This is a genomic window from Methylotenera versatilis 7 (assembly GCF_000799165.1).
GTDB lineage: Bacteria > Pseudomonadota > Gammaproteobacteria > Burkholderiales > Methylophilaceae > Methylotenera_A > Methylotenera_A versatilis_A.
Genome location: NZ_JUGF01000002.1, coordinates 1,277,469 through 1,301,416, shown reverse-complemented (window position 1 = coordinate 1,301,416; position 23,948 = coordinate 1,277,469). Strand labels below are relative to the sequence as shown.

Annotated in this window: 26 protein-coding genes; 19 read left to right on the top strand and 7 right to left on the bottom strand. The window is 44.1% G+C overall.

Annotated features, from left to right (window positions below):
• The first annotated feature begins 80 nt into the window (after window positions 1-80).
• Together ompR and K370_RS10350 are read left to right on the top strand one after the other, a co-directional pair.
• Window positions 81-809 (top strand): two-component system response regulator OmpR, encoded by a 729-nt coding sequence (ompR, locus tag K370_RS10355; RefSeq protein WP_047541362.1) that lies wholly within the window; start codon window positions 81-83, stop codon window positions 807-809.
• Between the two features lie 51 nt (window positions 810-860).
• Entirely contained in the window at window positions 861-2,168 is a 1,308-nt protein-coding gene (locus K370_RS10350) for a sensor histidine kinase (RefSeq protein ID WP_327036985.1), read from the top strand.
• Window positions 2,169-2,187: 19 nt separating this feature from the next.
• Here K370_RS10350 and K370_RS10345 read toward each other — a convergent pair whose 3' ends face one another.
• Both K370_RS10345 and cysG read right to left on the bottom strand, forming a co-directional pair.
• Window positions 2,188-3,510, bottom strand: a complete 1,323-nt coding sequence (locus tag K370_RS10345) for a diguanylate cyclase (protein ID WP_052185232.1) — start codon at window positions 3,508-3,510, stop codon at window positions 2,188-2,190.
• A 35-nt stretch (window positions 3,511-3,545) separates the two neighbouring features.
• Complete coding sequence (gene cysG, locus K370_RS10340; RefSeq protein WP_047541359.1) at window positions 3,546-4,928, bottom strand: siroheme synthase CysG; 1,383 nt, start codon at window positions 4,926-4,928, stop codon at window positions 3,546-3,548.
• 128 nt (window positions 4,929-5,056) lie between these two features.
• Here cysG and miaB point away from each other — a divergent pair, with 128 nt between their 5' ends.
• From miaB to tpiA, 4 genes are all read left to right on the top strand, one after another.
• Window positions 5,057-6,382 (top strand): tRNA (N6-isopentenyl adenosine(37)-C2)-methylthiotransferase MiaB, encoded by a 1,326-nt coding sequence (gene miaB / locus K370_RS10335; RefSeq protein ID WP_200883512.1) that lies wholly within the window; start codon window positions 5,057-5,059, stop codon window positions 6,380-6,382.
• Between the two features lie 9 nt (window positions 6,383-6,391).
• Window positions 6,392-7,348: a PhoH family protein gene (locus tag K370_RS10330; protein WP_047541357.1), complete on the top strand. Its 957-nt coding sequence runs from the start codon at window positions 6,392-6,394 to the stop codon at window positions 7,346-7,348.
• Between the two features lie 132 nt (window positions 7,349-7,480).
• Window positions 7,481-8,575, top strand: coding sequence for a class II fructose-bisphosphate aldolase (gene fba, locus K370_RS10325; RefSeq protein WP_047541356.1), 1,095 nt, complete (start codon window positions 7,481-7,483; stop codon window positions 8,573-8,575).
• Complete coding sequence (tpiA, locus tag K370_RS10320) at window positions 8,575-9,360, top strand: triose-phosphate isomerase (RefSeq protein ID WP_047541354.1); 786 nt, start codon at window positions 8,575-8,577, stop codon at window positions 9,358-9,360. Before fba ends, tpiA begins: the two co-directional genes overlap by 1 nt.
• A gap of 65 nt (window positions 9,361-9,425) precedes the next feature.
• On the opposite strand, the gene K370_RS10315 is transcribed toward tpiA, so the two are convergent.
• A complete protein-coding gene (locus K370_RS10315; RefSeq protein ID WP_047541352.1) occupies window positions 9,426-10,436 on the bottom strand; it encodes a class 1 fructose-bisphosphatase in 1,011 nt (336 codons plus the stop codon).
• 68 nt (window positions 10,437-10,504) lie between these two features.
• Here K370_RS10315 and ybeY point away from each other — a divergent pair, with 68 nt between their 5' ends.
• From ybeY to K370_RS10300, 3 genes are all read left to right on the top strand, one after another.
• A complete protein-coding gene (gene ybeY / locus K370_RS10310; RefSeq protein ID WP_047541350.1) occupies window positions 10,505-10,942 on the top strand; it encodes an rRNA maturation RNase YbeY in 438 nt (145 codons plus the stop codon).
• A 9-nt stretch (window positions 10,943-10,951) separates the two neighbouring features.
• Entirely contained in the window at window positions 10,952-11,839 is an 888-nt protein-coding gene (locus tag K370_RS10305; RefSeq protein ID WP_047541348.1) for an HlyC/CorC family transporter, read from the top strand.
• Between the two features lie 89 nt (window positions 11,840-11,928).
• Window positions 11,929-12,396, top strand: a complete 468-nt coding sequence (locus K370_RS10300; RefSeq protein ID WP_047541347.1) for a hypothetical protein — start codon at window positions 11,929-11,931, stop codon at window positions 12,394-12,396.
• A gap of 81 nt (window positions 12,397-12,477) precedes the next feature.
• On the opposite strand, the gene mscL is transcribed toward K370_RS10300, so the two are convergent.
• Window positions 12,478-12,891, bottom strand: a complete 414-nt coding sequence (gene mscL, locus K370_RS10295; protein ID WP_047541345.1) for a large conductance mechanosensitive channel protein MscL — start codon at window positions 12,889-12,891, stop codon at window positions 12,478-12,480.
• A gap of 153 nt (window positions 12,892-13,044) precedes the next feature.
• Here mscL and lnt point away from each other — a divergent pair, with 153 nt between their 5' ends.
• The 7 genes from lnt (at window position 13,045) to K370_RS10260 (ending at window position 20,169) form a co-directional block, all read left to right on the top strand.
• Window positions 13,045-14,538, top strand: a complete 1,494-nt coding sequence (gene lnt, locus K370_RS10290) for an apolipoprotein N-acyltransferase (protein ID WP_047541344.1) — start codon at window positions 13,045-13,047, stop codon at window positions 14,536-14,538.
• 34 nt (window positions 14,539-14,572) lie between these two features.
• Window positions 14,573-15,505: a glycine--tRNA ligase subunit alpha gene (gene glyQ, locus K370_RS10285; protein ID WP_047541951.1), complete on the top strand. Its 933-nt coding sequence runs from the start codon at window positions 14,573-14,575 to the stop codon at window positions 15,503-15,505.
• A gap of 77 nt (window positions 15,506-15,582) precedes the next feature.
• Window positions 15,583-17,700, top strand: coding sequence for a glycine--tRNA ligase subunit beta (glyS, locus tag K370_RS10280; RefSeq protein ID WP_047541342.1), 2,118 nt, complete (start codon window positions 15,583-15,585; stop codon window positions 17,698-17,700).
• An 18-nt stretch (window positions 17,701-17,718) separates the two neighbouring features.
• Window positions 17,719-18,276: a D-glycero-beta-D-manno-heptose 1,7-bisphosphate 7-phosphatase gene (gene gmhB, locus K370_RS10275; protein WP_047541340.1), complete on the top strand. Its 558-nt coding sequence runs from the start codon at window positions 17,719-17,721 to the stop codon at window positions 18,274-18,276.
• A gap of 38 nt (window positions 18,277-18,314) precedes the next feature.
• The gene (locus K370_RS10270; protein ID WP_047541338.1) at window positions 18,315-19,028 is read left to right on the top strand and encodes a lysophospholipid acyltransferase family protein; all 714 of its coding nucleotides are present in this window, start codon (window positions 18,315-18,317) and stop codon (window positions 19,026-19,028) included.
• A gap of 2 nt (window positions 19,029-19,030) precedes the next feature.
• Window positions 19,031-19,741 (top strand): M48 family metallopeptidase, encoded by a 711-nt coding sequence (locus K370_RS10265; protein WP_047541337.1) that lies wholly within the window; start codon window positions 19,031-19,033, stop codon window positions 19,739-19,741.
• 92 nt (window positions 19,742-19,833) lie between these two features.
• The gene (locus K370_RS10260) at window positions 19,834-20,169 is read left to right on the top strand and encodes a DUF805 domain-containing protein (RefSeq protein WP_047541336.1); all 336 of its coding nucleotides are present in this window, start codon (window positions 19,834-19,836) and stop codon (window positions 20,167-20,169) included.
• Between the two features lie 57 nt (window positions 20,170-20,226).
• On the opposite strand, the gene K370_RS10255 is transcribed toward K370_RS10260, so the two are convergent.
• Complete coding sequence (locus K370_RS10255; RefSeq protein ID WP_047541334.1) at window positions 20,227-20,820, bottom strand: SCO family protein; 594 nt, start codon at window positions 20,818-20,820, stop codon at window positions 20,227-20,229.
• A gap of 119 nt (window positions 20,821-20,939) precedes the next feature.
• Between K370_RS10255 and K370_RS10250 the strand changes: the two genes are divergently transcribed.
• Window positions 20,940-21,884: a branched-chain amino acid transaminase gene (locus tag K370_RS10250; protein WP_200883476.1), complete on the top strand. Its 945-nt coding sequence runs from the start codon at window positions 20,940-20,942 to the stop codon at window positions 21,882-21,884.
• Window positions 21,885-21,902: 18 nt separating this feature from the next.
• Window positions 21,903-22,091: a zinc-finger domain-containing protein gene (locus tag K370_RS10245; protein ID WP_047541332.1), complete on the top strand. Its 189-nt coding sequence runs from the start codon at window positions 21,903-21,905 to the stop codon at window positions 22,089-22,091.
• Window positions 22,092-22,200: 109 nt separating this feature from the next.
• On the opposite strand, the gene K370_RS11885 is transcribed toward K370_RS10245, so the two are convergent.
• Both K370_RS11885 and murI read right to left on the bottom strand, forming a co-directional pair.
• The gene (locus K370_RS11885) at window positions 22,201-22,353 is read right to left on the bottom strand and encodes an entericidin A/B family lipoprotein (protein WP_052185231.1); all 153 of its coding nucleotides are present in this window, start codon (window positions 22,351-22,353) and stop codon (window positions 22,201-22,203) included.
• A gap of 157 nt (window positions 22,354-22,510) precedes the next feature.
• Window positions 22,511-23,341 carry a glutamate racemase gene (murI, locus tag K370_RS10240; protein WP_047541331.1) on the bottom strand — a complete coding sequence of 277 codons (831 nt, stop codon included), beginning with the start codon at window positions 23,339-23,341 and terminating at the stop codon, window positions 22,511-22,513.
• 49 nt (window positions 23,342-23,390) lie between these two features.
• Between murI and K370_RS10235 the strand changes: the two genes are divergently transcribed.
• The gene (locus tag K370_RS10235) at window positions 23,391-23,942 is read left to right on the top strand and encodes a cob(I)yrinic acid a,c-diamide adenosyltransferase (RefSeq protein ID WP_047541329.1); all 552 of its coding nucleotides are present in this window, start codon (window positions 23,391-23,393) and stop codon (window positions 23,940-23,942) included.
• Window positions 23,943-23,948: the final 6 nt, after the last annotated feature.

Sequence of the window (23,948 nt, the reverse complement as noted above, 5' to 3'; positions counted from 1 at the left end):
TCTAGATTTATTCATGCTGAAAACATATACTACACAGGCAGTAACGTTTAAGTTGCTCATTCAATGATATGAAAGCGTAAATGATGGCTGAAAATAACAAAAAAATACTAATGGTAGATGACGATTTGCGCATGCGCGAACTGCTGCAACGCTATCTAACCGAACAAGGCTTTAACATTAAAACCGTATCCGACTCTAAAGAAATGGATGCTACGCTAGCCAATGAATCATTTGATTTATTAGTGCTAGATTTAATGTTGCCCGGCGAAGATGGCTTAGCCATTTGCAGACGTTTGCGTGGCAATAAATTCACATCCCCTATCATTATGCTGACCGCGCGCGGTGATGAGGTAGATAGAATTATTGGATTAGAAATGGGCGCAGATGATTATCTTCCCAAACCATTTAACCCGCGCGAACTGTTAGCACGCATTAATGCAGTGCTACGCCGCCATGAATATAGTCCGGAATCTGAAAATACGGGCAAGCAGGAATCCTTTAGCTTCGGTGAGTTTGTGTTTGATCCGTCAACACGTAGCTTAAGCCGTAATGGCATGCCAATTACCATTACCAGCGGCGAGTTTGCCTTGCTTAAAGTGTTTACCGAACATCCACGCCAGCCACTTTCGCGCGATAGACTTATGCAACTGGCTCGTGGTCGCGAGCTGGATGTATTTGACCGCAGTATTGACGTACAAGTATCACGTCTGCGTCGCATTGTAGAGCCTGATCCTGCGCGCCCACGTTACTTACAAACCATGTGGGGATTTGGCTATGTGTTTATTCCCGATGGTGAAGCGTCGCACTAAATAGTACGACCACGGTCACAACTCCCATCATCAATTTTTAAAGCGTCCGCATTGAGACTTTTACCCCGCAGATTGCTTTCTCGCTTAATGTTGCTTATCGCCCTGTTATTGGCGGTAAGCATTTACGCATCGCTTAAAATTTTTGATTATTTTGATCGCGAGCCGCGCGCAACCACTGCGGCTTTGCAGGCAGTTACCATCGTCAACTACACTCGCGCCTCACTCATCGCCTCACATGAAAATCGCCGTCTGGCTCTATTATCCGAACTATCTGGCCGTGAGGGCGTGCGTGTATATGCAGCTGATTTTCTAGAAGACATTGAGCCGCTGCCTGACGATCCTTTTATCAATCTGATTGCCGAAAAAATCCGCGAACGTTTAGGCGTAGAAACCATTATTACGGTAAATCACTATGGCATCCCCGGTTTATGGATTAGCTTCAATGTAGAGCTGGATGATTTTTGGGTAGTCATTCCAAAAATCCAAGTGGACAGACCTTTCCCTTGGCATTGGCTGGGTTGGGGAGCCGTGGTTGGCTTACTGTCATTGCTAGGTGCTTATTTGATTGCTGCGCGCATTAATCGACCGCTTAATTTATTGGTGCATGCAGCGGACAGATTGCGTAATGGTGAACCAGCACCGCGCCTGCCTGAAGACAGTGTTGATGAGCTACGCGATGTAAGCCGTACTTTTAACGAAATGGCCGACTCTCTAGTGCGCCTAGATAATGAACGCACACTATTGTTGGCTGGCGTTTCACATGACATTCGTACCCCGCTTGCACGGTTAAGGCTAGCAGTAGAAATGCTGCCCGAGAATTCCAACTATATGAAAGCCGGCATGATTGAAGACATTGCCGATATGGATAATATCATTCATCAGTTTTTAGATTTTGTGCGCGGTGTCGAAGGCGAGCCGACCAGAATGATGGATATTAACGGTTTATTGCACGCTTTATCCGAACGTCAGGCACGTGCGGGGCGTAATCTAAAACTAAAACTGACCTCAACATATTTCATCCCTTTGCGCCCATTGGCCATGCAGCGATTACTGGATAACTTGGTAGGCAACGCTTATGCGTACTCTAAAGGCGATGTTGAAGTAGTCAGTAAGATTACTGCTGAAAAAATTGTGATTAGCGTACTGGATAACGGCCCGGGCATTCCGCCAGAACACGCAGAAAGATTGCTTCGCCCGTTTGAACGCATGGATAATGCCCGCAATAAAAACGAAGGTGGAAGCGGCTTAGGTTTGGCCATTTGCAATCGTATTGCCAAACTGCATCGTGGTAGCTTGGAGTTGATTAATCGACCAGAAGGCGGATTGGAAGCAAGGCTAACCCTGCCAATACAACAATAATCCAACTGCCATAATTCAGTTAACTTTGATTGCTTTGCGTCAAATTACCCGATATCTGATTACGCCCGGCATATTTGGCCTGATATAAATAGTTGTCTGCTTGTACAACCATCTCATCTAAATCACGGCCTAATACTGTCGTCACGCCAATGCTGCAAGTGTAGCGCAACTTTTCTTGTTTAATCAGCATTGTTTGATTTGCAACGGCAAGCCTAAATTGATTAATATAATCGAAACTATCTGAATATTGAGTAGATTGGCTAATGACGGCAAACTCCTCACCGCCAATACGCGCAATAACATCATCAGCAAAATATTTTTGCAGAATACTGGCAAAATTTTTAATCACCTCATCACCAGTATCGTGCCCAAACTTGTCATTAATCCTTTTAAAGAAATCAATATCCATCATCATCACCGTTAATGCTGGCGCTGAAGATTGCATCTCAAACGTTTCGAACAGTTTATTACCATACTCAAAAAAGTAACGGCGGTTATATAAGCCAGTTAAAAAATCGGTATTGGATATTCTTTTTGCCATGCTAATCGCGTCTAACATATCCAGATTTTGTGTGATACGGCACAACAACATTTCATAATTAAAAGGTTTGGCAATAAAATCGTTTGCGCCTGCTTTTAAAAACTTAACTGCCAGCCGCGGATCTGCCGAACCGGAAATACCAATAATAACCAACTCATCTTTGCTATACATTTCGCGCACTTGCGCCGTAAAAGTATATCCGTCCATTTGTGGCATTTGGTTGTCCACTAAAACCAGCTTAATATCAGGGTTTTCTTTTAATCTGGCGATTGCCTCAACACCATCATTGGCAAGTTGCACTTGGAACTTTTGCAAGGCTAATTCGCGCGCAACAATAAAACGTGAAACTTTCGAGTCATCGACGACTAAAACTTTAATGCTGCTATTTTTATGTACCCTGGATATTAGATCGCAAATATATCGGCGATCAAACTTGTTACCTTTAAGCACATAATCAATGACATTTCGCTTAATCAGTTGATCCCGCATTTCATCTTCATACTCATGCACGATGGCAATCACGGGCAAATTAAACTCGTCTAGTAAATCAATCTTCTCAAAAGCCGATGAATCCAGATTCAGTACACTGGTAATGCTGAGAAAAAAATGATTTGGCTCTTTCTCCAGCAATCGTCTTGCCACTACCGCGGTGCGCACGATAGTCACATCCACTGGCAAACTGCTTTCTATCACTTGTTTTAGTGATAGGGCGTAGTTGGCGTCAGACTCCAAAAGTAATACATTGATTTTCGCTGGGGTGGTACGAGATATCGTTAATTTTCTTGAATGCCTTTGTTGCATATGTCATTTTTAACCTATGAGCCTGAACAAACCCGTCAGACATTAAACCAATTCAATTTTTCGCGCAATCGGACAACTTCCCCAACAATTGTCAGGCACGGCGGTTTCATTTCGGCTAAGGCTACTTTTGCGGCTAAATCGGCCAAGGTAGCCGTCACAACTTTCTGGCGCTGTGTGGTACCTTGTTGTACCACTGCAACAGGCATTGTCGCTGGTACGCCATGCTCAATCAGTTTTTCGCAAATTTCTTTTAATCCAACCAATCCCATGTAAATAACCACGGTTTGATGCGGACGTGACATCGCGACCCAATCCAGATCTAAAGTACCGTCTTTGAGATGTCCCGTAATAAATAGGCAAGCTTGGGCATAATCACGATGTGTTAATGGAATACCTGCATAGCTGGAAACGCCATTTGCGGCAGTAATGCCAGGCACGACCTGAAACGGTACGCCATGCTGCATGAGCGTTTCAATTTCTTCTCCTCCACGCCCAAAAATAAACGGGTCGCCTCCTTTCAAGCGCAGCACACGCTTACCAGCCAAAGCTAATTTAGCAAGCAATTCGTTAATTTCCTCTTGTGGCATCGTATGCTGATCGCGTGATTTGCCCACATAAATCAGCTCTGCATCGCGTCGTACCAGCTCCATCACTTCTGGACTGACTAACTTATCGTATACGCAGACATCGCATTGCTGCATCAGTCTTAACGCTCTAAATGTCAGTAAATCCGGGTCACCAGGGCCACCGCCAACTAAAAACACTTCGCCCTTATTGGCGGTTGCGTCAGCATCATTTAAGATACTCTGCAACAACTCACGCGCGGCCTGCTCTTGCCCGGACAATACACGTTCTACCATCGGGCCTTGCAACACGCCTTCCCAAAAGCGACGGCGCAATTGTGTTGTAGCAAACTTAACCTTCACTTGCTCACGAAACTCACCTGCGATGGCAGCAATGCGGCCATAAGCGGCAGGTAACATGGTTTCAATTTTGGTACGAATATAGCGTGCAAGAACTGGCGCATTGCCTTCAGATGAAATCGCAATAACCACTGGGCTGCGATCAATAATCGAGCCCATGGTAAAGGTGCATAAATCAGGCGCATCTACAACATTAACCGGGATATTCTGTGCTTTTGCAGCAACTGAAACGGCAACATTAACCGCTACGTCATCTGTAGCCGCAATGACTAAACAAGCGTTTTTTAGCTGTGATTCCTCAAAAAACGTTTGCACATAACGAATCTGACCTGCGTCTGCCATTTCACGCAATTCAGCACAGATTTCAGGAGAATATAAAGTGACTGCAGCATGCGCTTTAAGCAGCATGGTAACTTTACGGGCAGCGACATCTCCACCACCAATCACAACACAATGACGATTAATAATATTAAAAAAGATGGGTAATGCTTGCATGGGAATGACTTTAAAGACGTTAATCCTATTTTACCTGCTACTACTCAAATACGCTAAAATTATGCTTTGATTTGCATGAATTTAAACTCTTGAACGATATTAAACAGAATCCAGATTTAGCCAAAACTTTGCCAAAAAAAGTCTTCATTAAAACCTTTGGTTGCCAGATGAACGAATACGATTCATCACGCATGGCTGACATGTTGCATGCAGATAACGGTATGACGCAAACTGACAATGTGGATGAAGCAGATGTGATTTTGCTCAACACTTGCTCTGTGCGCGAAAAAGCCGAAGAAAAAGTGTTCAGCCATCTTGGCCGGTTTATTCCACTTAAAGCAAAAAATCCTAATTTAGTTATTGGCGTAGGTGGTTGCGTCGCGTCGCAAGAAGGCGACAACATCATCAAGCGCGCGCCTTATGTGGATGTGGTTTTTGGCCCGCAAACCTTACACCGTTTGCCTGAGATGATTAAAAATTCCCAATCTAGCGGAAAATCACAGGTAGATATTACCTTCCCGGAAATTGAAAAATTCGACCACCTACCACCGCCGCGCGTGGAAGGTGTGACCGCGTTTTTAAGCATCATGGAAGGTTGTAGTAAATATTGCAGTTTTTGTGTGGTGCCTTACACTCGCGGCGAAGAAGTATCACGACCATTTGATGCAATTTTGCTGGAAGCGGTGCAGTTGGCAGATTTAGGTGTAAAAGAAATTACCCTGCTCGGCCAGAATGTAAATGCTTATCGTGCCGAATACGATGATGTTGAGGCCGATTTAGCGATGTTGATTGAAACGATTGCAGAGATTCCACAAATCGAGCGCATCCGTTTTACCACTAGCCACCCTAACGAAATGAATCAACGGTTAATTGATTGTTTTGCCAATGTGCCGAAACTGGCGATTCAATTGCACTTGCCAGTGCAAGCGGGCTCAGATCGTATATTGATGGCGATGAAGCGCAACTACACGGCATTGCAATACAAATCGATTATCCGAAAATTAAAAACGGCTAGTCCAAACCTGACATTTACTTCTGATTTTATTGTGGGTTTCCCCGGTGAAACAGAAACTGACTTTGAAGCCACGGTAAAGCTGATGCAAGACGTTGGTTTTGATTACAGCTTTAGCTTTTTATACAGCCCTCGTCCGGGTACACCAGCCGCATTTATTAAAGATGACACGCCGCAAGATATTAAATTAGCGCGTTTAAGCAAACTGCAGGCGATTAACGAAGCGCAAGGTGATGTCATCAGTCGCGGCATGTTAGGCAGCATACAGCGCGTGTTGATTGACGGCGCTTCGCGTAAACATGCTGACTTATTAGCGGGAAAGACGGACAATAATCGTGTGGTGGATATTGCTGGCAGCGATGATTTAATTAATACCTTTGTGAACGTTAAAATCACCGATGTATCCAACCCAAAACGATTGCAAGGCGAATTAATCGGATAAGAATTAACCATGGAAATTACGCTACAACCTGAAGACAACGCGCGTCTGGCCAACCTTTGCGGCGCATTAGATGAAAATATCAAGCAGATTGAAACCGCCCTTGAGGTGAATATTAATCGCCGTGGCGGTACGTTTAATATTAGTGGAAAATTAGACAACACCAGAATGGCCGCGCAGATGATAGAAAATTTCTACGTCCGCGCAAAAAAACCGCTTGAGCTAGAGGATGTGCAATTAGGTTTGGTTGAAATCGACAAACTAAAACCAGAAGATGTCGCCACTAGCAACATGCCTGTTTTAATGACGCGCCGCGGCGATTTACATGGCCGCACACCGCGCCAAGTTACTTACTTACAGCAAATTCAGGATCACGATATCACTTTCGGTATTGGCCCCGCAGGTACAGGTAAAACCTATTTAGCTGTTGCCAGTGCAGTCGATGCGATGACGCGTGACCGTGTAAAACGTATTGTATTAGTACGCCCAGCGGTTGAGGCTGGCGAAAAACTGGGCTTTTTACCAGGTGACTTAAATCAGAAAGTAGACCCTTACTTACGCCCTTTGTATGACGCATTATATGATTTAGCCGGTTACGACACAGTGAATAAAATGTTTGAGCGCGGCGCTATTGAAGTTGCGCCACTGGCTTATATGCGCGGTAGAACGCTGAATCAAAGCTTTATTATTCTGGATGAAGCACAAAACACCACGCCAGAACAAATGAAGATGTTTTTAACCCGCATTGGTTTTGGCACCAAAGCGGTCGTTACAGGTGATGTGACGCAAATCGATTTGCAACGACACCAAAAAAGCGGCTTGGTTGAAGCGCAAAAAATCCTGAAAGACGTCAAAGGCATTGCTATGACGCATTTTTTATCCGCCGATGTCGTTCGCCACCCATTAGTACAAAAAATCATCAATGCTTATGAGGATTACGAATTTAAGCAAAATGACACATCACGCTAAATTTTAGGCCTGTTTTTATAGTAATAATGACACTTAAAACACATTAACAAAATTAATCTGTTTAGTAGCTCAAACCGTATTACGCACAAAATGCAAACAATTACTTAACCTTTAAAACCGATAGAGGAAATCATGGCACTCGTTTCATTACGTCAATTATTAGACCACGCGGCTGAACACAGCTATGGTATTGCCGCATTCAATGTGAACAATATGGAGCAGGTGCATGCCATTATGCAGGCCGCAGATGCGACTAACAGCCCTGTTATTTTGCAAGGCTCCGCTGGGGCACGTCAATATGCAGGTGAAGCATTTTTGCGACATTTAGTGTTAGCCGCCATTGAGTCTTATCCACATATTCCAGTCGTGATGCATCAGGATCACGGCCACACGCCCGCTGTTTGTATTCAAGCCATGCGTTCAGGTTTTTCCAGCGTGATGATGGATGGTTCATTAATGGAAGACGCCAAAACGCCATCTAACTATCAATACAACGTAGACACCACCAAAAAAATCGTAGAATTTGCACATGCCATTGGTGTCTCGGTGGAGGGTGAATTAGGCGTGCTTGGATCACTGGAAACAGGCATGGCGGGAGAAGAAGATGGCTCTGGTGCTGAAGGTGTTTTAGACCAATCTCAACTATTAACCGACCCAGAAGAAGCGGCTGACTTTGTGCATCAAACAGGCGTGGATGCGCTGGCAATTGCCATTGGCACATCGCATGGCGCTTATAAATTCAGCAAACCGCCAACCGGAAGAACGCTTTCAATTCAACGCATTAAAGAGATTCACACACGCATTCCAAATACGCATTTAGTCATGCACGGCTCATCTTCCGTGCCGCAAGAATGGCTAAAAATCATCAATGCTTACGGCGGCGATATGGGCGAGACCTATGGCGTACCAGTAGAAGAAATCGTTGAGGGCATTAAATACGGCGTACGAAAGGTGAACATTGACACCGACTTACGCATGGCATCCAGTGGCGCAATCCGCCAGTTTTTTGATCAGCATAAAAAAGAATTTGACCCCCGAAAGTTTTTAACCGCAGCAACCGTCGCGATGCGGGATATTTGTATCGCACGTTATGAAGCATTTGGCTCTGCCGGTTATGCCAATAAAATCAAACCCATTTCTTGTGAGCGTATGGCTGAACGCTACAAAAGCGGCGAATTGAATGCTATCGTCAAAAATATAGCTGACGCTAAGAACGGTGCCAAATAATGACCGCTACACAAAATAAACGTCGCAAACTGGTGGTCGGCAACTGGAAGATGCATGGCGATTTATCCAGTAACCAACGCTTGCTAGCCGACATCGTTAAAGGCTTAAGTGAGTTTAATCGGGCCGATTATGTTATATGCCCACCCACACCCTATCTTTTTCAGGCGCGCGAACTATTGGGCGATAGCAAAATCGCCTGGGGCGGGCAAAACGTCAATCAGTTTGAAAAAGGCGCTTTTACCGGCGCAGTTGCCGCACATATGTTAACGGATTTAGGCTGCACTTATGTGCTGCTTGGCCACTCTGAACGGCGCGTACTATTTCATGAAACCAATTTAACCGCTGCTGCCAGATTTGACGCATCGATTAAAGCAGGCTTAACACCGATATTGTGTGTGGGTGAAACTTTGGCCGAGCATGACGCCGGCTTAACGGAGGTGATTGTTGCCAGTCAAATGGATGCGGTGATGGCAACATTGAGCGATGAGAATTTTTCCGTTGCCATGCAAGTGAATATGGTATTTGCCTACGAACCGGTATGGGCAGTGGGAACAGGCAAAACAGCCACACCAGAACAAGCGCAAGCAGTTCATGAGTTTATTCGCAATCGTATTGCCAGGCGCAATAGCGAAGCTGCTGACCATGTGCGTATCATCTACGGCGGCAGTATCAAAGCCAATAATGCTAAAAAACTATTTGCCATGCCAGATGTGGATGGCGGGTTAATTGGAGGCGCTTCATTATCCGCAGAGGAATTTATCGCCATTTGCAAAGCAGCTAATTAAGATAAAATTTTGGGTATATTTTTAGGTTAACTTAACCCTAAAATATACCCAACTTTAAACCAATATTATTTACGTTTTGATTTTTTCTGGTGATAGCTGGCAATTCTGTCTATCTCATTTTTGCTACCCAGCATAATCGGCACACGTTGATGAATACCCGTTGGACTTACTTCCAGCACCCGCTGCAAACCTGTACTAGAGCCACCGCCCGCCTGCTCCACAATAAAACTCATCGGGTTTGCCTCATACATTAAACGCAGCTTTCCCATCCTGGCTTTTGCGTCACTTGGATACATAAATATACCGCCACGCACCAGTATGCGGTGTACTTCCGCCACCATCGATGCGACCCAGCGCATATTAAAATCTTTATCGCGCTCGCCTTCCGTGCCTTGCAGACACTCATCAACATAACGCTGTACAGGTTCTTGCCAAAAGCGGTAGTTGGACATGTTAATCGCAAATTCCGTAGTATTTTGCGGAATTTGCATCTGCGGATGTGTTAACAAAAATGTATTGGTTTTCTTATCTAGTGTAAATCCATTTACACCGTCGCCAGTGGTGAATACCAGCATGGTCGAAGTGCCATACAAAGCATAACCGCCGCAAATTTGCTCTGTGCCCGCTTGTAAAAAATCTGCTAATTCAGGTTGACTGTTTGGGGCTTTTAATACGGAAAATATCGTACCAACCGAAATGTTCACATTGACATTGGATGAACCATCTAAGGGGTCAAAACACAGCAAGTATTGACCGTTTTTTACCATTGATTTAATTGGATCAACCACCTCTTCCGAAACCATACCTGCGACGTAACCACTTTTCTGGATTGCCTCGACAAATATATCATTGGTCAGCACATCCAAAGTTTTCTGCACTTCACCATGCACATTTACACCCTGAACACTTTCAGTTGCCAAGCTACCCATATTGCCAGCAATTGCGCCTGCATCGATTACGACTGCAATTTGCTTAACCGCATGTGCAATATCGCTCAACATTGCAGTCAGCGCGGCACTATGTTCGCCTTGTAAATGTTGGGCTAAAAATTCTGTAATCGTCATATTTTGCATCATGGTTTAATTATATAATCTAAACAGTTCAAACAGATGACAAACCACGTTATAAATCTAAGCCCGAAATCATGCCTAAACTCAACATCACCATTCAATACGAATCTCAGCGCGCTGATCTACCCACTAAGAAACAATTCCAAAAATGGGCAAAAGCAGCAATCAATGTCGATACCGAAGTGACCATTCGACTGGTAGATGAGCAAGAAGGTCGTGAATTGAACAGTATGTATCGTGGTAAAGATTATGCAACTAATGTACTGACTTTTCCGTTGACTGAAACGCCTTTTTTAATGGGTGACATTATCATTTGCGCGCCTGTGGTTGAATCTGAAGCGCAATTCCAACAAAAATCGCTGGAAGCACATTATGCACATTTAACCGTACATGGCATGTTACATTTGCATGGTTATGACCACGAAATTGAGCCGCAAGCTGTATTGATGGAGAGCTTAGAAATTTCTATTTTAGGCAAATTAGGTTATGCTAACCCCTATCTTGTTATGTAGGACGCCTTAATGGCCAGTGAGTCGGAAAATTTAAGCAACAAACCCACCAATAGTAAGCCAAGCAACAAACCCAGTTTATTAGAACGCCTGAGCAATTTCTTGCTACGCGAACCAGAAGATCGTGAGCAGCTTGTTGAGCTGTTGCATGGTGCGTATGAAAATCATTTAATGGATGCAGACTCACTCGCCATGATAGAAGGCGTGCTGCAAGTGTCCGAGATGCAAGTGCGCGACATCATGATTCCACGCTCGCAAATGGATGTCATCGACATCACTGATCCGCCCGAAACCTTTATTCCACACGTCATCGAAACCGCGCACTCACGTTTCCCGGTCATTGAAGATGATAAAAACGATGTGATTGGCATTCTGTTAGCCAAAGATTTATTGCGCTATTACGCAGGCGAAGATTTTGAAGTGCGCGATATGTTGCGCCCTGCGGTGTTCATTCCGGAGTCCAAACGTTTAAATATTTTACTCAAAGAGTTTCGCAGCAATCGCAACCATATCGCCATTGTGGTGGATGAATACGGCGGTGTAGCCGGCATGGTCACGATCGAAGATGTGCTGGAACAAATCGTCGGCGATATCGAAGATGAATACGACTACGACGAAGACGAAGACAATATCATTAAAGATGCACAAGGTCATTACCGCGTTAAAGCACTCACCGAAATTGCCGATTTTAACGAAGCGTTAGGCACACAATTAAGTGATGAAGAGTACTCAACCATTGGTGGGTTAGTGGTGAATAATTTTGGTCATTTACCCAAGCGCGGCGATCACATCGTTATTGGGAATTTAAGCATTTCCGTGATACGTGCCGATAGCAGGCGCTTACACTCTATCTTGGTAGAGGTGTTGCCAGATGAGCCTTTCCCTATTGAGTCAACTTAACATTGAGCTAATTCGCATTCGTTGAGTGCGGCATGTTGAACTAGATAATAAGCTTTAACCTCTTAATAAAACTGTTAGAGAATCTTAATATGAACAAGTTATTCATCACTCTTTTGTTATCCATGCAAATAATGTTGCCTGTGGCTGCTTTTGCTGAAGATGCTGACGAAGCGATAATAATGCCGCTATCTGAAGATGTGCCGGCGCAATTGGCAGAAAGCCCATTAGTACAACTGCCACTTACGCAATCAACAGAAATCCCCATCAGTGAAAAAGAATTTGTGGATGCGATTAATAACTTTACCAAAGCCCAAATTATTGAACAATTCGGCGAACCTGCCAGAGCAGATGATATTAAATTGAAAGACTCAGGCCGGGTAGTGGCTTCGATTTGGCAGTATCACAACATTAACACCGCAGCCGACGGCACTTATTATCAAACCACAGAGTTGGATTTTATTGATGAAAAAGTGGTGCAAGTGGTATTTTTAAATAACGATGGCAGTGAAAGAGATGATGGGCAAGCTTATGAGTTGCCTGGCAAGCCTGAGATGTGATGAATACTTTCACTTTGTCTTAGCCAATAAAAAAGGACGCATATGCGTCCTTTTTTATTATTGATGATCTATATTAGTAAGTTATTTTTTTAGTGCATCGCGAATTTCACGCAGTAATAAAATGTCATCTGGCGTCGCGACTGGCGCAGCAGGCGGTTCTGCCCTTTTCAGGCGATTCACCATTTTCACCATTTGGAAAATGATAAAAGCCAGAATAATAAAATTTAATACCACGGTAATAAAATTACCATAAGCCAATACCGCACCGGCTTTCTTCGCCTCAACCAAAGCCAAGCCGAGTTCTTGACCATTAAGTGGAATGTACATATTACTAAAATCCAAGCCGCCAAAAATCTTACCCACGATTGGCATAATAATGTCGTTCACCATCGAATCTACAATCTTGCCGAAAGCCGCACCGATGATGACACCCACTGCCAGGTCCATCACGTTGCCCTTACTAATAAAGTCCTTAAATTCTGATGTCATACTCATTATATTTTCTCCCAAAGTAAATTAAAGCAAGCTTGTATCGCAAGAGCAATATAGGTCTAAGCTAGCATCGTTGTCAACGTTTTGTCATGTAGTGCCATAAATAATGCTAATTTGATTACAATGCGCTATTCATATTTTTAATCAGCTCAAACAATGCAAATTTTCACACGGTTTCGTTTTGCTATCCCCTATTTGTTGGGCGCTTTCGCCGTACTGGCATTTGCACCTTTTTATGTATTCCCAGCCGCTATATTATCTTTAATCGGGTTGATTTTTTTATGGTTTAAAACAGACTCGGCCAAATCTGCTTTTAAACTGGGCTTTCAATATGGTTTAGGTTTATATGTCGTTGGGATCTATTGGATTTATATCAGCCTGCATGATTTCGGCGGTATGCCGTGGTGGTTTGCCGGCTTTTCCACTTTTTGCCTGTGCGCCTTTATGGCGCTGTTTGTGGGCGCAGTTGGCTACTTGAGTAAACGTCTGGGCTTTTTAGTGATTAGCGCGCCTATTCTGTGGGGATTGTCGGATTGGATCCGCAGCTGGATTTTCACAGGATTTCCATGGTTAACTTTAGGTTACAGCCAGGTGCCACATAGCCCATTAGCAGGCTATGTGCCGATTATCGGCGTGTATGGCGTATCGGTTATTACCGCGCTGGTCGCTGCAATTATTGCATCTTGGTTAGCACAAGCTAATTTTTCTGCCATTTGCAAACGCAACGCAATCGCATCTTTAGTCTTAATATTAGTTGCTGGCGGCTTGTTAAAAACAGTCGAGTGGACAACTCCAATCGGCGAGCCGATTAGCGCAGCGCTGATTCAAGGCAATATTGCACAAGATACAAAATGGTCAGCCGATACCGCGCAAAATACCATTAACACGTATATCAACATGGTAAAACAAAGCAAAGCGCAATTAATTGTTCTGCCAGAAACCGCGCTGCCTGTTATTTCCAGCCGAATTGATGCCAGTATCACTGACGCATTAACCAATCATGCCAAGCAAAATAATGGCGACGTCATTGTCGGTATGGTCGAATTAAATGAAAAAACGGATGAATACTTTAACAGCGCATTCAGCTTTGGCACTGCGCCCACCCAAAGCTACGCCAAAAATCACTTAGTGCCATTTGGTGAGTTTATTCCATTAAAACAAGTATTTGGCTGGATTTACCGCGATTGGCTCAATATGCCATTAAGCGATTTGTCACGCGGCGGCGCGTACCAAACACCCATGCAATTAGGCAAGCAAAAGGTCGCGATAAATGTGTGTTATGAAGACGTTTTTGGTGAAGAAATCATCCGCCAGCTGCCTACAGCAACACTCTTAGCCAACATTAGCAACGATGCATGGTATGGCCAATCTTACGCGGCAGATCAACATATGCAATTCAGCCAAGCGCGTGCACTTGAAACTGGCAGAATGATGTTGCGAGCCACCAATACTGGCGCAACCGCTGCAATTGATGCACATGGCTATGTAATTGCACACGTGCCGCACGATATTCAGACAACGCTGAATGTACAAGCCCAAGGCTACAGTGGTAGTACTCCTTATGTGCGCTGGGGTAATTGGCCGTTTATTGTGTTGTGTTTTGCGGTTTTGACCAACCTAGTTTGGCGAAAAAGAAGTTTTCTAAGGTAAAATCAGACTTTTCGTTTAAGCAATACTCATCATGGTGCTAACCTTCCAGCAAATCATTCTAACCCTACAACAATATTGGGATAAGCAAGGCTGTGCCCTACTGCAACCGTATGATATGGAAGTCGGCGCAGGCACTTCACACACGGGCACTTTTTTGCGCGCACTTGGGCCAGAACCGTGGAAAGCCGCCTACGTGCAGCCAAGCCGTCGCCCAAAAGATGGTCGTTACGGCGAAAACCCAAACCGCTTGCAACATTATTACCAGTATCAAGTGGTATTAAAACCCGCACCGGCGAATATTCTAGAGCTGTATTTGGGCTCACTTGAAGCATTGGGTTTCGATTTAAAACAAAATGACATCCGCTTTGTAGAGGACGATTGGGAAAATCCGACTTTAGGCGCGTGGGGTTTAGGCTGGGAAGTCTGGCTCAACGGCATGGAAGTCACGCAATTTACTTATTTTCAGCAAGTGGGCGGCATTAACTGCAAACCCATCACCGGCGAAATCACTTACGGTTTAGAGCGTTTGGCCATGTATTTACAGGGCGTCGATAGCGTTTACGATCTGCAGTATTCTGAAAACGTGAAATACGGCGATGTATTCCATCAAAATGAGGTGGAACAATCAACTTATAACTTTGAGCATTCAGACGTTGATTTCCTGTTTACCGCATTTACTGCACATGAAAAACAGGCACAAAATCTGGTTGAACAAAAACTTGCTCTGCCTGCTTATGAACAAGTACTAAAAGCCGCGCACACATTTAACTTGCTGGATGCGCGTGGCGCAATCAGCGTGACCGAGCGCGCCGCTTATATCGGAAAAATCCGCAACATCGCCCGCGCTGTTGCTGCCAGTTATCTTGATAGTCGCGCCAGACTTGGTTTCCCGTTGGCACCGAAAAACTGGGCCGATGAGGTGCTGGCCAGTCTAGTCAAGTTAGAGTCAGCGAAAAAAGCAGCTTAATAATTAAAAAAATGCCATTTTTGCTGGAGCCATGAACAAGGCAAGAATGATAAATGAGTGAAGTTAACGGATTAAAAATGTCAGTAAAAAACTTATTAATAGAATTATTTGTAGAAGAACTACCGCCCAAAGCTTTGAATAAGCTGGGGGAATCATTCAGCAGCAGCCTGTTTGATTCACTTAAAGCACAAGGCTTAACGGCAGAAAACTCTATCGTGACCGCCTATGCGACACCGCGCCGTTTGGCGGCGCACATTACTGCCATTTCTGAAAAAGGCGCAGATAAACAAATCTCACAAAAACTGATGCCTGCCAATGTGGGTTTGGATGCCAACGGTAATGCTAGTCTGGCTTTACTTAAAAAACTGCAAGTCTTAGGTGCAGGCGAAAGCGCAGTTTCTCAGCTTAAAAATGAAAATAACGTACTGTTTTTGGACGTGTTGCAAGCTGGCGCAAGCTTAAAAGATGCTTTGCAAAAAGCGATAGAAGAAGCGCTGGCAAAACTGCCGATTCCCAAAGTGATGACGTACCAATTGCATAGCAACACAGATAACCCTGGCTGGGAAAGCGTGAAATTTGTACGCCCCGCGCATAGCTTGGTTGCGTTACATGGTGAAACAATTGTGCCTGTAAACACGCTGGGGTTAAATGCCAGCAACACAACACAAGGTCACCGTTTTGAAGCAAAACAGCCACTTATTACCATTAACAATGCAGATAGTTATGAAAAACAATTATTAGACGATGGTGCTGTTATAGCAAGTTTTGTTAGCAGAAAAGCTGAAATCGCCCGCCAGTTAAACGCCGCCGCTGCCAAACAAAATCTGAAGCCGATCGAAGATGACGCATTGCTGGATGAAGTAACTGCTTTAGTAGAACGCCCAAATGTGTTGCTTGGCCAATTTGAAGAGATTTACCTGGAAGTACCGCAGGAATGTTTAATTTTAACCATGAAAGCGAATCAAAAATACTTTCCGCTTTTAGATGCTAATAACAAACTGACCAACAAGTTTTTAATCGTTTCTAACATTAATCCAGCCGACCCCAGCGCAGTAATTGGCGGCAATGAGCGCGTTGTGCGTCCGCGACTGGCGGATGCAAAATTCTTCTTTGATCAAGACCGTAAAAAGACACTGGAAAGCCGTATTGCGGGTTTAGATAAAGTGGTTTACCACAATAAATTGGGTAGCCAAGGTGAACGCAATCAACGTGTCGTTAAAATTGCAGGTCAAATAGCGAGCTCGATTGTAACGTCTAAATTAGCTGATACAAGCTTGATTGTTAAAGCAGAACTCGCAGCAAAACTTTCAAAAGCTGACTTAGTGACCGATATGGTGAGCGAATTTCCAGAGCTACAAGGCATTATGGGGCGTTATTACGCACAGCAAGAAGGTTTGGATAACGATGTAGCTTTTGCGATTGAAGACCACTATAAGCCGCGCTTTGCGGGTGATGACTTACCACGCAATCAAGTAGGTATTTGTGTGGCTTTGGCAGATAAATTAGAGACCTTAGTAGGTTTATTCAGCATAGGTGAAAAACCAACAGGGGACAAAGATCCTTTCGCCTTACGTCGGCAGGCGTTAGGAATTATTAGAATGTTGATAGATGCAAAACTGCCATTCTCGTTCGGCGCTCTGGTGGAAGGTGTTGCTAAACACTTCGATAGCAATCAAGCGGTTGTCAGCGCAATTCAGGAATTCTGTTTTGATCGATTAAGTGTCAATTTACGCGACCAAGGCGCTAGCCCACAAGAAGTTGAAGCTGTGTTGTCTTTAGCACCAGATAAATTGAGTGAGATTCCGCCAAAACTAGAAGCGGTTCGTTCATTCTCAACGCTAGCAGAAGCCCCCGCTCTGGCCGCTGCAAACAAACGTGTTGGCAATATCTTGAAAAAAGTAGAAGACGAAGTAAAGGCTGAAGTGAATACAGGCCTATTACAAGAACCCGCAGAAATTGCATTAAATGCAGCATTAAGTAAAGTAAAACCAGAGGCAGATAAGCTGTTTGAAAGTGGCGATTACACTGGTTCGCTTAAGGCTTTAGCGGCATTAAAATCACCAGTGGATGATTTCTTTGATAACGTAATGGTAAATGCGGACGATGCTGCGCTAAAAACAAACCGCTTAGGTTTATTGGCAATATTGCACCAAACAATGAATCGCGTTGCAGATTTATCTAAGCTGGCAAATTAAAACGATAGGCAGGTAAACGTGAAACTGGTCATTTTAGATAGAGACGGTGTCATTAATCTTGATTCCGCCAATTTCATCAAGAGTCCAAATGAGTGGATTCCAATAGCCGGCAGCCTAGAGGCCATTGCGTTGCTCAACCAATCAGGTTTTCGCGTAGCTTTAGCGACGAATCAATCTGGCATTGCGCGTGGCTTGTTTGATATGGTCACGCTGAACAGCATTCACGACAAAATGCATCGCGCTTTAGCACTTGTCGGCGGCCGTATAGACGCATTGTTTTACTGTCCGCATGCGGCGGACGATCACTGCAACTGTCGTAAACCTAAAACCGGCATGATAGAAGATATTGGCCGTCGATTTTCTGTAGAACTGAATGAAGTCTTTGGCGTCGGCGATGCGTATCGCGATTTAAAAGCGTTTGCGGACGCAGGCTGCAAGCCGATATTGGTACGCACTGGCAAAGGTGAAGACACGCTGATACAAGGACAATCACCCGACAAAGCGCTGCCAAAAAACACCTTGGTTTTTGCCGACTTAGCTGAAGCGGTGCAGCATATTATTGCAGAGCATGCATAAGTAGTTTGCTTAAGTAATTTTAGAACACGATTAAGATAATGTTATTTTTACGCTCTGCATTGTTTTTTTTAGGCCAGGTTATCACTGCGCCTATTTTCACCCTTGTTGCGCTGCTGGCCTTACCGTTTAATCCCATCACGCGGAATTATTTAATCTCCGGCTGGGCACGCAGCATGATTTGGTGGTTACGTATCACTTGCAATATCACGCATAAAATCAGCGGCTTAGAGAATATGCCCAGCACGCCCAGCATCATTTTATCCAAGCACCAATCCGCCTGGGAAACATTGGCTTTTCAGGCGATATTCCCAGAGCAGTCTTATGTGATGAAGCGTGAATTATTGTGGATTCCTATTTTTGGCTGGGGTTTAGCCATGAGTTCGCCCATTGCGATTAATCGCAGCGCAGGTCGTGAAGCGTTAAAGAAATTAGTATCTATTGGTAAAGACAGATTGAATAAAGGCTTGTGGGTAGTGATTTTCCCCGAAGGCACGCGAAAATCACCGGGCGAACGCGGCAAATATCATATTGGCGGCGCATGGCTCGCAACGCACACCAACACGCAAATTGTACCAGTAGCCCACAATGCAGGTGAGTTCTGGCCTAAGAATGGTTTTATCAAAAAACCGGGCGTGATTCAAATCCATATTGGACCAGCAATCCAAACCGCAGGCCTAAAAGCCGATGCGGTAAATCAATTAACTGAAACGTGGATTGAGGCTGAAATGCCTGTTTTAAACAGCACATTTTAAACATGGCGAACCAAGTATTAACTTTAGCCAACGGCGAAACGATTCCGTATTTATTAGAACATCGTCAGCGCCGCACGGTGGGTTTAAAGATTACCGCCGATGGCTTGGTAGTGCATGCGCCAAAACGTATTTTTGCTTTTCAGTTAAATCAGATTTTGCAGGAAAAATCCGGTTGGATCATCAACAAACTGCAAGCGCGAGCGGCGAACCAAGTTGATGCGATTAACTGGATGAATGGTGAGCATTTGCTATATTTAGGCCAGGATATTCAGTTAAGTATTGTGAAAAATCCAAGTAATAAAGCACCTGTGTTTGATGCAAACACGCTGACTTTAGCGACACCAACGCCCGATAATCAGACGCTCATCCAGCGTAAAGTCATTCAATGGTATCAAAAACAAGCAGGTTTGGATTTTAGCCGTCGCTTAGAAATTTTTGCCACAAAACTGGGTGTGCCAATCCCACTGCTCACATTATCTAATGCAAAATCGCGCTGGGGAAGTTGCAATAGCCGCGGTGAAGTACGGCTGAATTGGCGCTTGCTGCAAGCACCACCGCACATTATTAACTATGTGATTTGCCACGAACTAGCGCATTTAAAACAAATGAATCACTCGGCCAAATTTTGGGCAGTGGTAGAAAGCTTGTTTCCCAACTATAAATTGGCAGAAAAAGAATTAAAAACTTTATCGCCACAATTGCACCGCATGTAATTTTGCCCGCAGGTGGTTTTACCCATCTGGTATTTTATGTTAGCTTGGTAACGCAATCTTCGTTGCTCAATATAAAAAAGGGGGAGTAAGTCATGTCTTTTACTGATTCAATCAAGCTATGTTTTGCTAAGTATGCAGATTTTTCAGGGCGCGCCAAACGTCCGGAGTTTTGGTGGTTTGCGCTATTTTGCCTAATCGTGTCGTTATTATTAGAAGCTGTTAGCAGCGGTGTTTCCTGGCTCTTTTCGTTAGCCACTTTACTGCCTTCACTTGCCGTTGGCTCACGTAGATTGCATGATTTAAACAAAAGTGGCTGGATGCAATTAATATGGATCATCCCCATATTAGGCTGGATATACATGATTTATTTACTCGTCCAACCTGGTGAATCCGGCGATAACCAATATGGTACGCCTCCGGCTAACTAGTATAAAAAAAGGGGCTGACCGCCCCTTTTTACATTAATTTAAGTTCTATATTTCCGCTTACATTAACTTAGTTAAATCACTCGCAATATCAACCGGCTTTTGACCATAATCTAAATAAAGTCTTATTTTTCCTGTTTTATCAAACACATACATACCTGCGCTGTGGTCAACCGTGTAATCACCTTTGATTTTACCATCTACTTTTGAATAATATATTTTAAAGTTACCCAATGTTTCAGCTGTCTCTTGCAAATTACCCCATAAGCCAATAAAACGTGGGTCAAACGATGGTACAAATTGCGCTAAAATTTGCTGTGTATCACGTTGCGGGTCTACTGTTACAAAAAGCACCTGCACTTGGTCAGCTTTATCACCCAGCAATTTCATGGTTTGTTTTAAGTCGCTCATCGTCGTTGGACACACATCAGGACAATGTGTGTAGCCAAAAAATAGCGTCACTACTTTGCCTTTAAAATCGCTCATGGTGCGCGGGTTACCGTTGTGATCAGTCAAAGCCAAGGGCTTAGGAAAATCCGCGCCGGTAATATCGGTACCCACAAAGCCACTGGCATTATTACCTGTACTTGTCTGGGCATTTGGGTTACATGCGCTTAAAAACAAAACCAAGCCAGCCCACAATAATTTTTTCATCACTAAAACTCCAATTAAACACTGTATTTATTCAACATTTTGATTTTAACATGCATAGATAAGTTCGCCCTTTAGTTTACAATAATGGTTTTGCAAAATTGAGAGCTTTAAGGAAAAGTATGGCAAACCCAGCAGCAACTTCTGGCGGTATGGCAGACCGCGACGGCGTTATTTGGTATGACGGCAAAATGGTCAATTGGCGCGATGCCACCACTCACGTACTGACTCACACTTTGCACTATGGCATGGGTGTATTTGAAGGCGTGCGTGCATACAAAACCGACAAAGGCACTGCGATTTTCCGTTTGAAAGAACATACAGACCGTTTGTTTAGAAGTGCGCATATCTTGGGTATGACTATGCCATTCACTAAAGAAGAGATGATGGAAGCGCAAAAAGCTGCTGTTCGCGAAAACAATCTAGAATCCGCTTATATGCGCCCAATGGCGTTTTACGGCGCTGAAGCGATGGGCATTTCTGCTAAAACCCTGTCTACACATGTAATCGTTGCCGCTTGGAAATGGGGCGCCTATATGGGTCAAGAAGCGCTTGATAACGGCATCCGCGTTAAAACCTCTTCATTCTCACGCCATCATGTGAACATCACCATGTGTAAAGCCAAAGCCAATGGCAATTACATGAACTCTATCTTAGCGCACCAAGAAGCGGCGCAAGATGGTTACGATGAAGCGTTGTTATTGGACGTAGATGGTTTTGTAGCTGAAGGTTCAGGCGAGAACATTTTTATCGTGCGTAACGGCAAACTTTACACGCCAGATTTAACCTCTGCGTTGGAAGGCATTACTCGCGACACGATTGTTCAATTAGCTGGCGAAATTGGTTTACAAGTAATTGAGAAGCGCATCACACGCGATGAAGTATATTCAGCAGATGAAGCGTTCTTTACTGGTACGGCAGCAGAAGTCACCCCAATCCGTGAACTGGATCGTCGCAATATCGGCGCTGGTACCGCTGGCCCAGTGACAAAACAATTGCAAAAACTATTCTTTGATGTGGTAACGGGAAAATCTGCTAAACATGCAGATTGGTTAACGTTAGTTTAACCAACAGAAAGCATCTAAATGTCTGATAAGAAAGAGTTTGAAGTCACCGCAAAAGACTTGCCCTTGCACTGCCCCACTAAAGAAGTAGCGCTTTGGGCAAGCCATCCGCGTGTATTTTTAGATATTGCCGCAACAGGACACGCAACATGTCCTTACTGCGGAACTAAGTACACATTAAAAGCGGGCGAACACGTAAAACATCACTAAATACTGCTAATTACTGGTTAAATCCAAGCATCAACATGGTAGATTAATTAAAATTTTCAATTAATCTACCAATCAGCCGACTACTTGTGATGCGCCGTTGTAACTAAAGCTATTTATGTTCGTTGGCTTTGTCTTTAATTGCTTCGCCACCTTTTTCAATATCTTTACCCGCACCCTCAACAGTATTACAGCCAGAAATGACAGCTGCCGTTCCAGCAAGAAACATGACGGCAAGTAAGGTCGTTAATGTTTTTTTAATCATGGCAAAACCTCCATTAATGTGAATAAATCAGCAAGGTAGAAGTTAATAGCAAAAATCTATTAGACTCTTCTTGCAATCATTATGAGCCTGCAAAAAAAACTGCTCTGTGCGCTAACGCACAAAACAGCTTTAGGCTGGCACAGCATTCAATTCACTGTTATAGAAAATTCACTGGTGCGGCTTTCCCCCATAACTGATTAATAATCAATTGTGGTTGAGCGATCTCGCTATTCGTCCAAAAGGTAATCTCAGAAAGCTGGTTCCCTTCATTAGCATCAGCAAGCAAATTAAGCGCTAGCAAACGTTTTTGCAAATGCCTCGCCACTGCCTCGCCAGTATCAATCAATGTAACGTCCGCCCCCACTGTTTGCTCGATCAGCGGCCGAACAAACGGGTAATGTGTACAACCCAAAACAATCGTATCGGCGCCCTCTTCCAGCAAGGGTTTGCAATACTGCTGAACCAGCTCAAGTGTACTTTGGCTGGTTAATTCACCGCGCTCAATACATTCCACTAAACCAACACAGGCTTGCGTCACTACCTCTACATTACGCCCATAATTTTCCAATAACGCTGCGAATTGCGCACTTTTAAGCGTTCCAACCGTTGCTAACACCCCAATAATGCCACTTTTAGTCGCAGCTGCCGCGGGTTTTACAGCTGGTTCCATACCAATAATCGGTAAATCATATTTTGCACGCATGGCATCAATCGCCGCCGCAGTGGCCGTGTTGCAGGCAACCACTAAAGCTTTTGCGTTTTTAGCGATTAAGAAATCGGCAATCTCAAAACAACGTGCGGTGATTTCTGCTGGTGTTTTGCTGCCATAAGGCGCGTATTTGCTATCGGCCACATAAAGTAAATCTTCATGCGGCAACAGGGCGTGGATATGCTTTAAAACTGAAATACCGCCGACACCGGAATCAAACACGCCGATTGGGGGTTTATTACTGCTGAAAGGAAGCTTATTCAATGAAAGTGAAGTCATCGAAATAGGTTTGGATGATTTATAATGCTTGAATTATATAGGATTTTAAATGGCAAATAGGCTGAGCAAAATTTATACGCGTACGGGCGATGCAGGTACCACGGGCCTGGGTGACGGGACACGCGTTGCAAAAGATAGCTTGCGTGTGGTGGCGATGGGTGATGTAGATGAGCTCAATTCGGTGATTGGATTATTACTAACCGAACCGGTTTCTGCCAAAATCAATGCCTGCTTAACCCGTGTACAGCACGATTTATTTGATATGGGCGGCGAGATTTGCATGCCTGGTTATGCATTAATCAAAGCTGAACGTGTCACCGCTTTAGAAACGATATTAGACGAGTGGAACGATACACTGACGCCATTAAAAGAATTCATCTTGCCAGGCGGCAGTCGTGCAGCAGCCTATTGCCATTTGGCCAGAACCGTTTGCAGGCGAGCCGAACGGCAGATGCATACCTTAAATGCCCAAGAAAAAATTACGGATATCTCTTTGCAATACATTAATCGACTGTCTGATTTATTATTTGTGCTGTGCCGCATATTGAATAAAGAAGCGGGTGTGCCAGACGTGTTGTGGCAAAATGAATTTAAGAAGTAAATTAAA

What these genes read in the sequence shown, in the direction of transcription:
- ompR (WP_047541362.1), top strand. Translation starts at nt 81, where the DNA reads ATGATGGCTGAAAATAACAAAAAAATACTAATGGTAGATGACGATTTG.
- K370_RS10345 (WP_052185232.1), bottom strand. Translation starts at nt 3,510, where the DNA reads ATGCAACAAAGGCATTCAAGAAAATTAACGATATCTCGTACCACCCCA.
- cysG (WP_047541359.1), bottom strand. Translation starts at nt 4,928, where the DNA reads ATGCAAGCATTACCCATCTTTTTTAATATTATTAATCGTCATTGTGTT.
- K370_RS10330 (WP_047541357.1), top strand. Translation starts at nt 6,392, where the DNA reads ATGGAAATTACGCTACAACCTGAAGACAACGCGCGTCTGGCCAACCTT.
- fba (WP_047541356.1), top strand. Translation starts at nt 7,481, where the DNA reads ATGGCACTCGTTTCATTACGTCAATTATTAGACCACGCGGCTGAACAC.
- tpiA (WP_047541354.1), top strand. Translation starts at nt 8,575, where the DNA reads ATGACCGCTACACAAAATAAACGTCGCAAACTGGTGGTCGGCAACTGG.
- K370_RS10315 (WP_047541352.1), bottom strand. Translation starts at nt 10,436, where the DNA reads ATGATGCAAAATATGACGATTACAGAATTTTTAGCCCAACATTTACAA.
- ybeY (WP_047541350.1), top strand. Translation starts at nt 10,505, where the DNA reads ATGCCTAAACTCAACATCACCATTCAATACGAATCTCAGCGCGCTGAT.
- K370_RS10305 (WP_047541348.1), top strand. Translation starts at nt 10,952, where the DNA reads ATGGCCAGTGAGTCGGAAAATTTAAGCAACAAACCCACCAATAGTAAG.
- K370_RS10300 (WP_047541347.1), top strand. Translation starts at nt 11,929, where the DNA reads ATGAACAAGTTATTCATCACTCTTTTGTTATCCATGCAAATAATGTTG.
- mscL (WP_047541345.1), bottom strand. Translation starts at nt 12,891, where the DNA reads ATGAGTATGACATCAGAATTTAAGGACTTTATTAGTAAGGGCAACGTG.
- lnt (WP_047541344.1), top strand. Translation starts at nt 13,045, where the DNA reads ATGCAAATTTTCACACGGTTTCGTTTTGCTATCCCCTATTTGTTGGGC.
- glyS (WP_047541342.1), top strand. Translation starts at nt 15,583, where the DNA reads ATGTCAGTAAAAAACTTATTAATAGAATTATTTGTAGAAGAACTACCG.
- K370_RS10270 (WP_047541338.1), top strand. Translation starts at nt 18,315, where the DNA reads ATGTTATTTTTACGCTCTGCATTGTTTTTTTTAGGCCAGGTTATCACT.
- K370_RS10265 (WP_047541337.1), top strand. Translation starts at nt 19,031, where the DNA reads ATGGCGAACCAAGTATTAACTTTAGCCAACGGCGAAACGATTCCGTAT.
- K370_RS10260 (WP_047541336.1), top strand. Translation starts at nt 19,834, where the DNA reads ATGTCTTTTACTGATTCAATCAAGCTATGTTTTGCTAAGTATGCAGAT.
- K370_RS10255 (WP_047541334.1), bottom strand. Translation starts at nt 20,820, where the DNA reads ATGAAAAAATTATTGTGGGCTGGCTTGGTTTTGTTTTTAAGCGCATGT.
- K370_RS10250 (WP_200883476.1), top strand. Translation starts at nt 20,940, where the DNA reads ATGGCAAACCCAGCAGCAACTTCTGGCGGTATGGCAGACCGCGACGGC.
- K370_RS10245 (WP_047541332.1), top strand. Translation starts at nt 21,903, where the DNA reads ATGTCTGATAAGAAAGAGTTTGAAGTCACCGCAAAAGACTTGCCCTTG.
- K370_RS11885 (WP_052185231.1), bottom strand. Translation starts at nt 22,353, where the DNA reads ATGATTAAAAAAACATTAACGACCTTACTTGCCGTCATGTTTCTTGCT.
- murI (WP_047541331.1), bottom strand. Translation starts at nt 23,341, where the DNA reads ATGACTTCACTTTCATTGAATAAGCTTCCTTTCAGCAGTAATAAACCC.
- K370_RS10235 (WP_047541329.1), top strand. Translation starts at nt 23,391, where the DNA reads ATGGCAAATAGGCTGAGCAAAATTTATACGCGTACGGGCGATGCAGGT.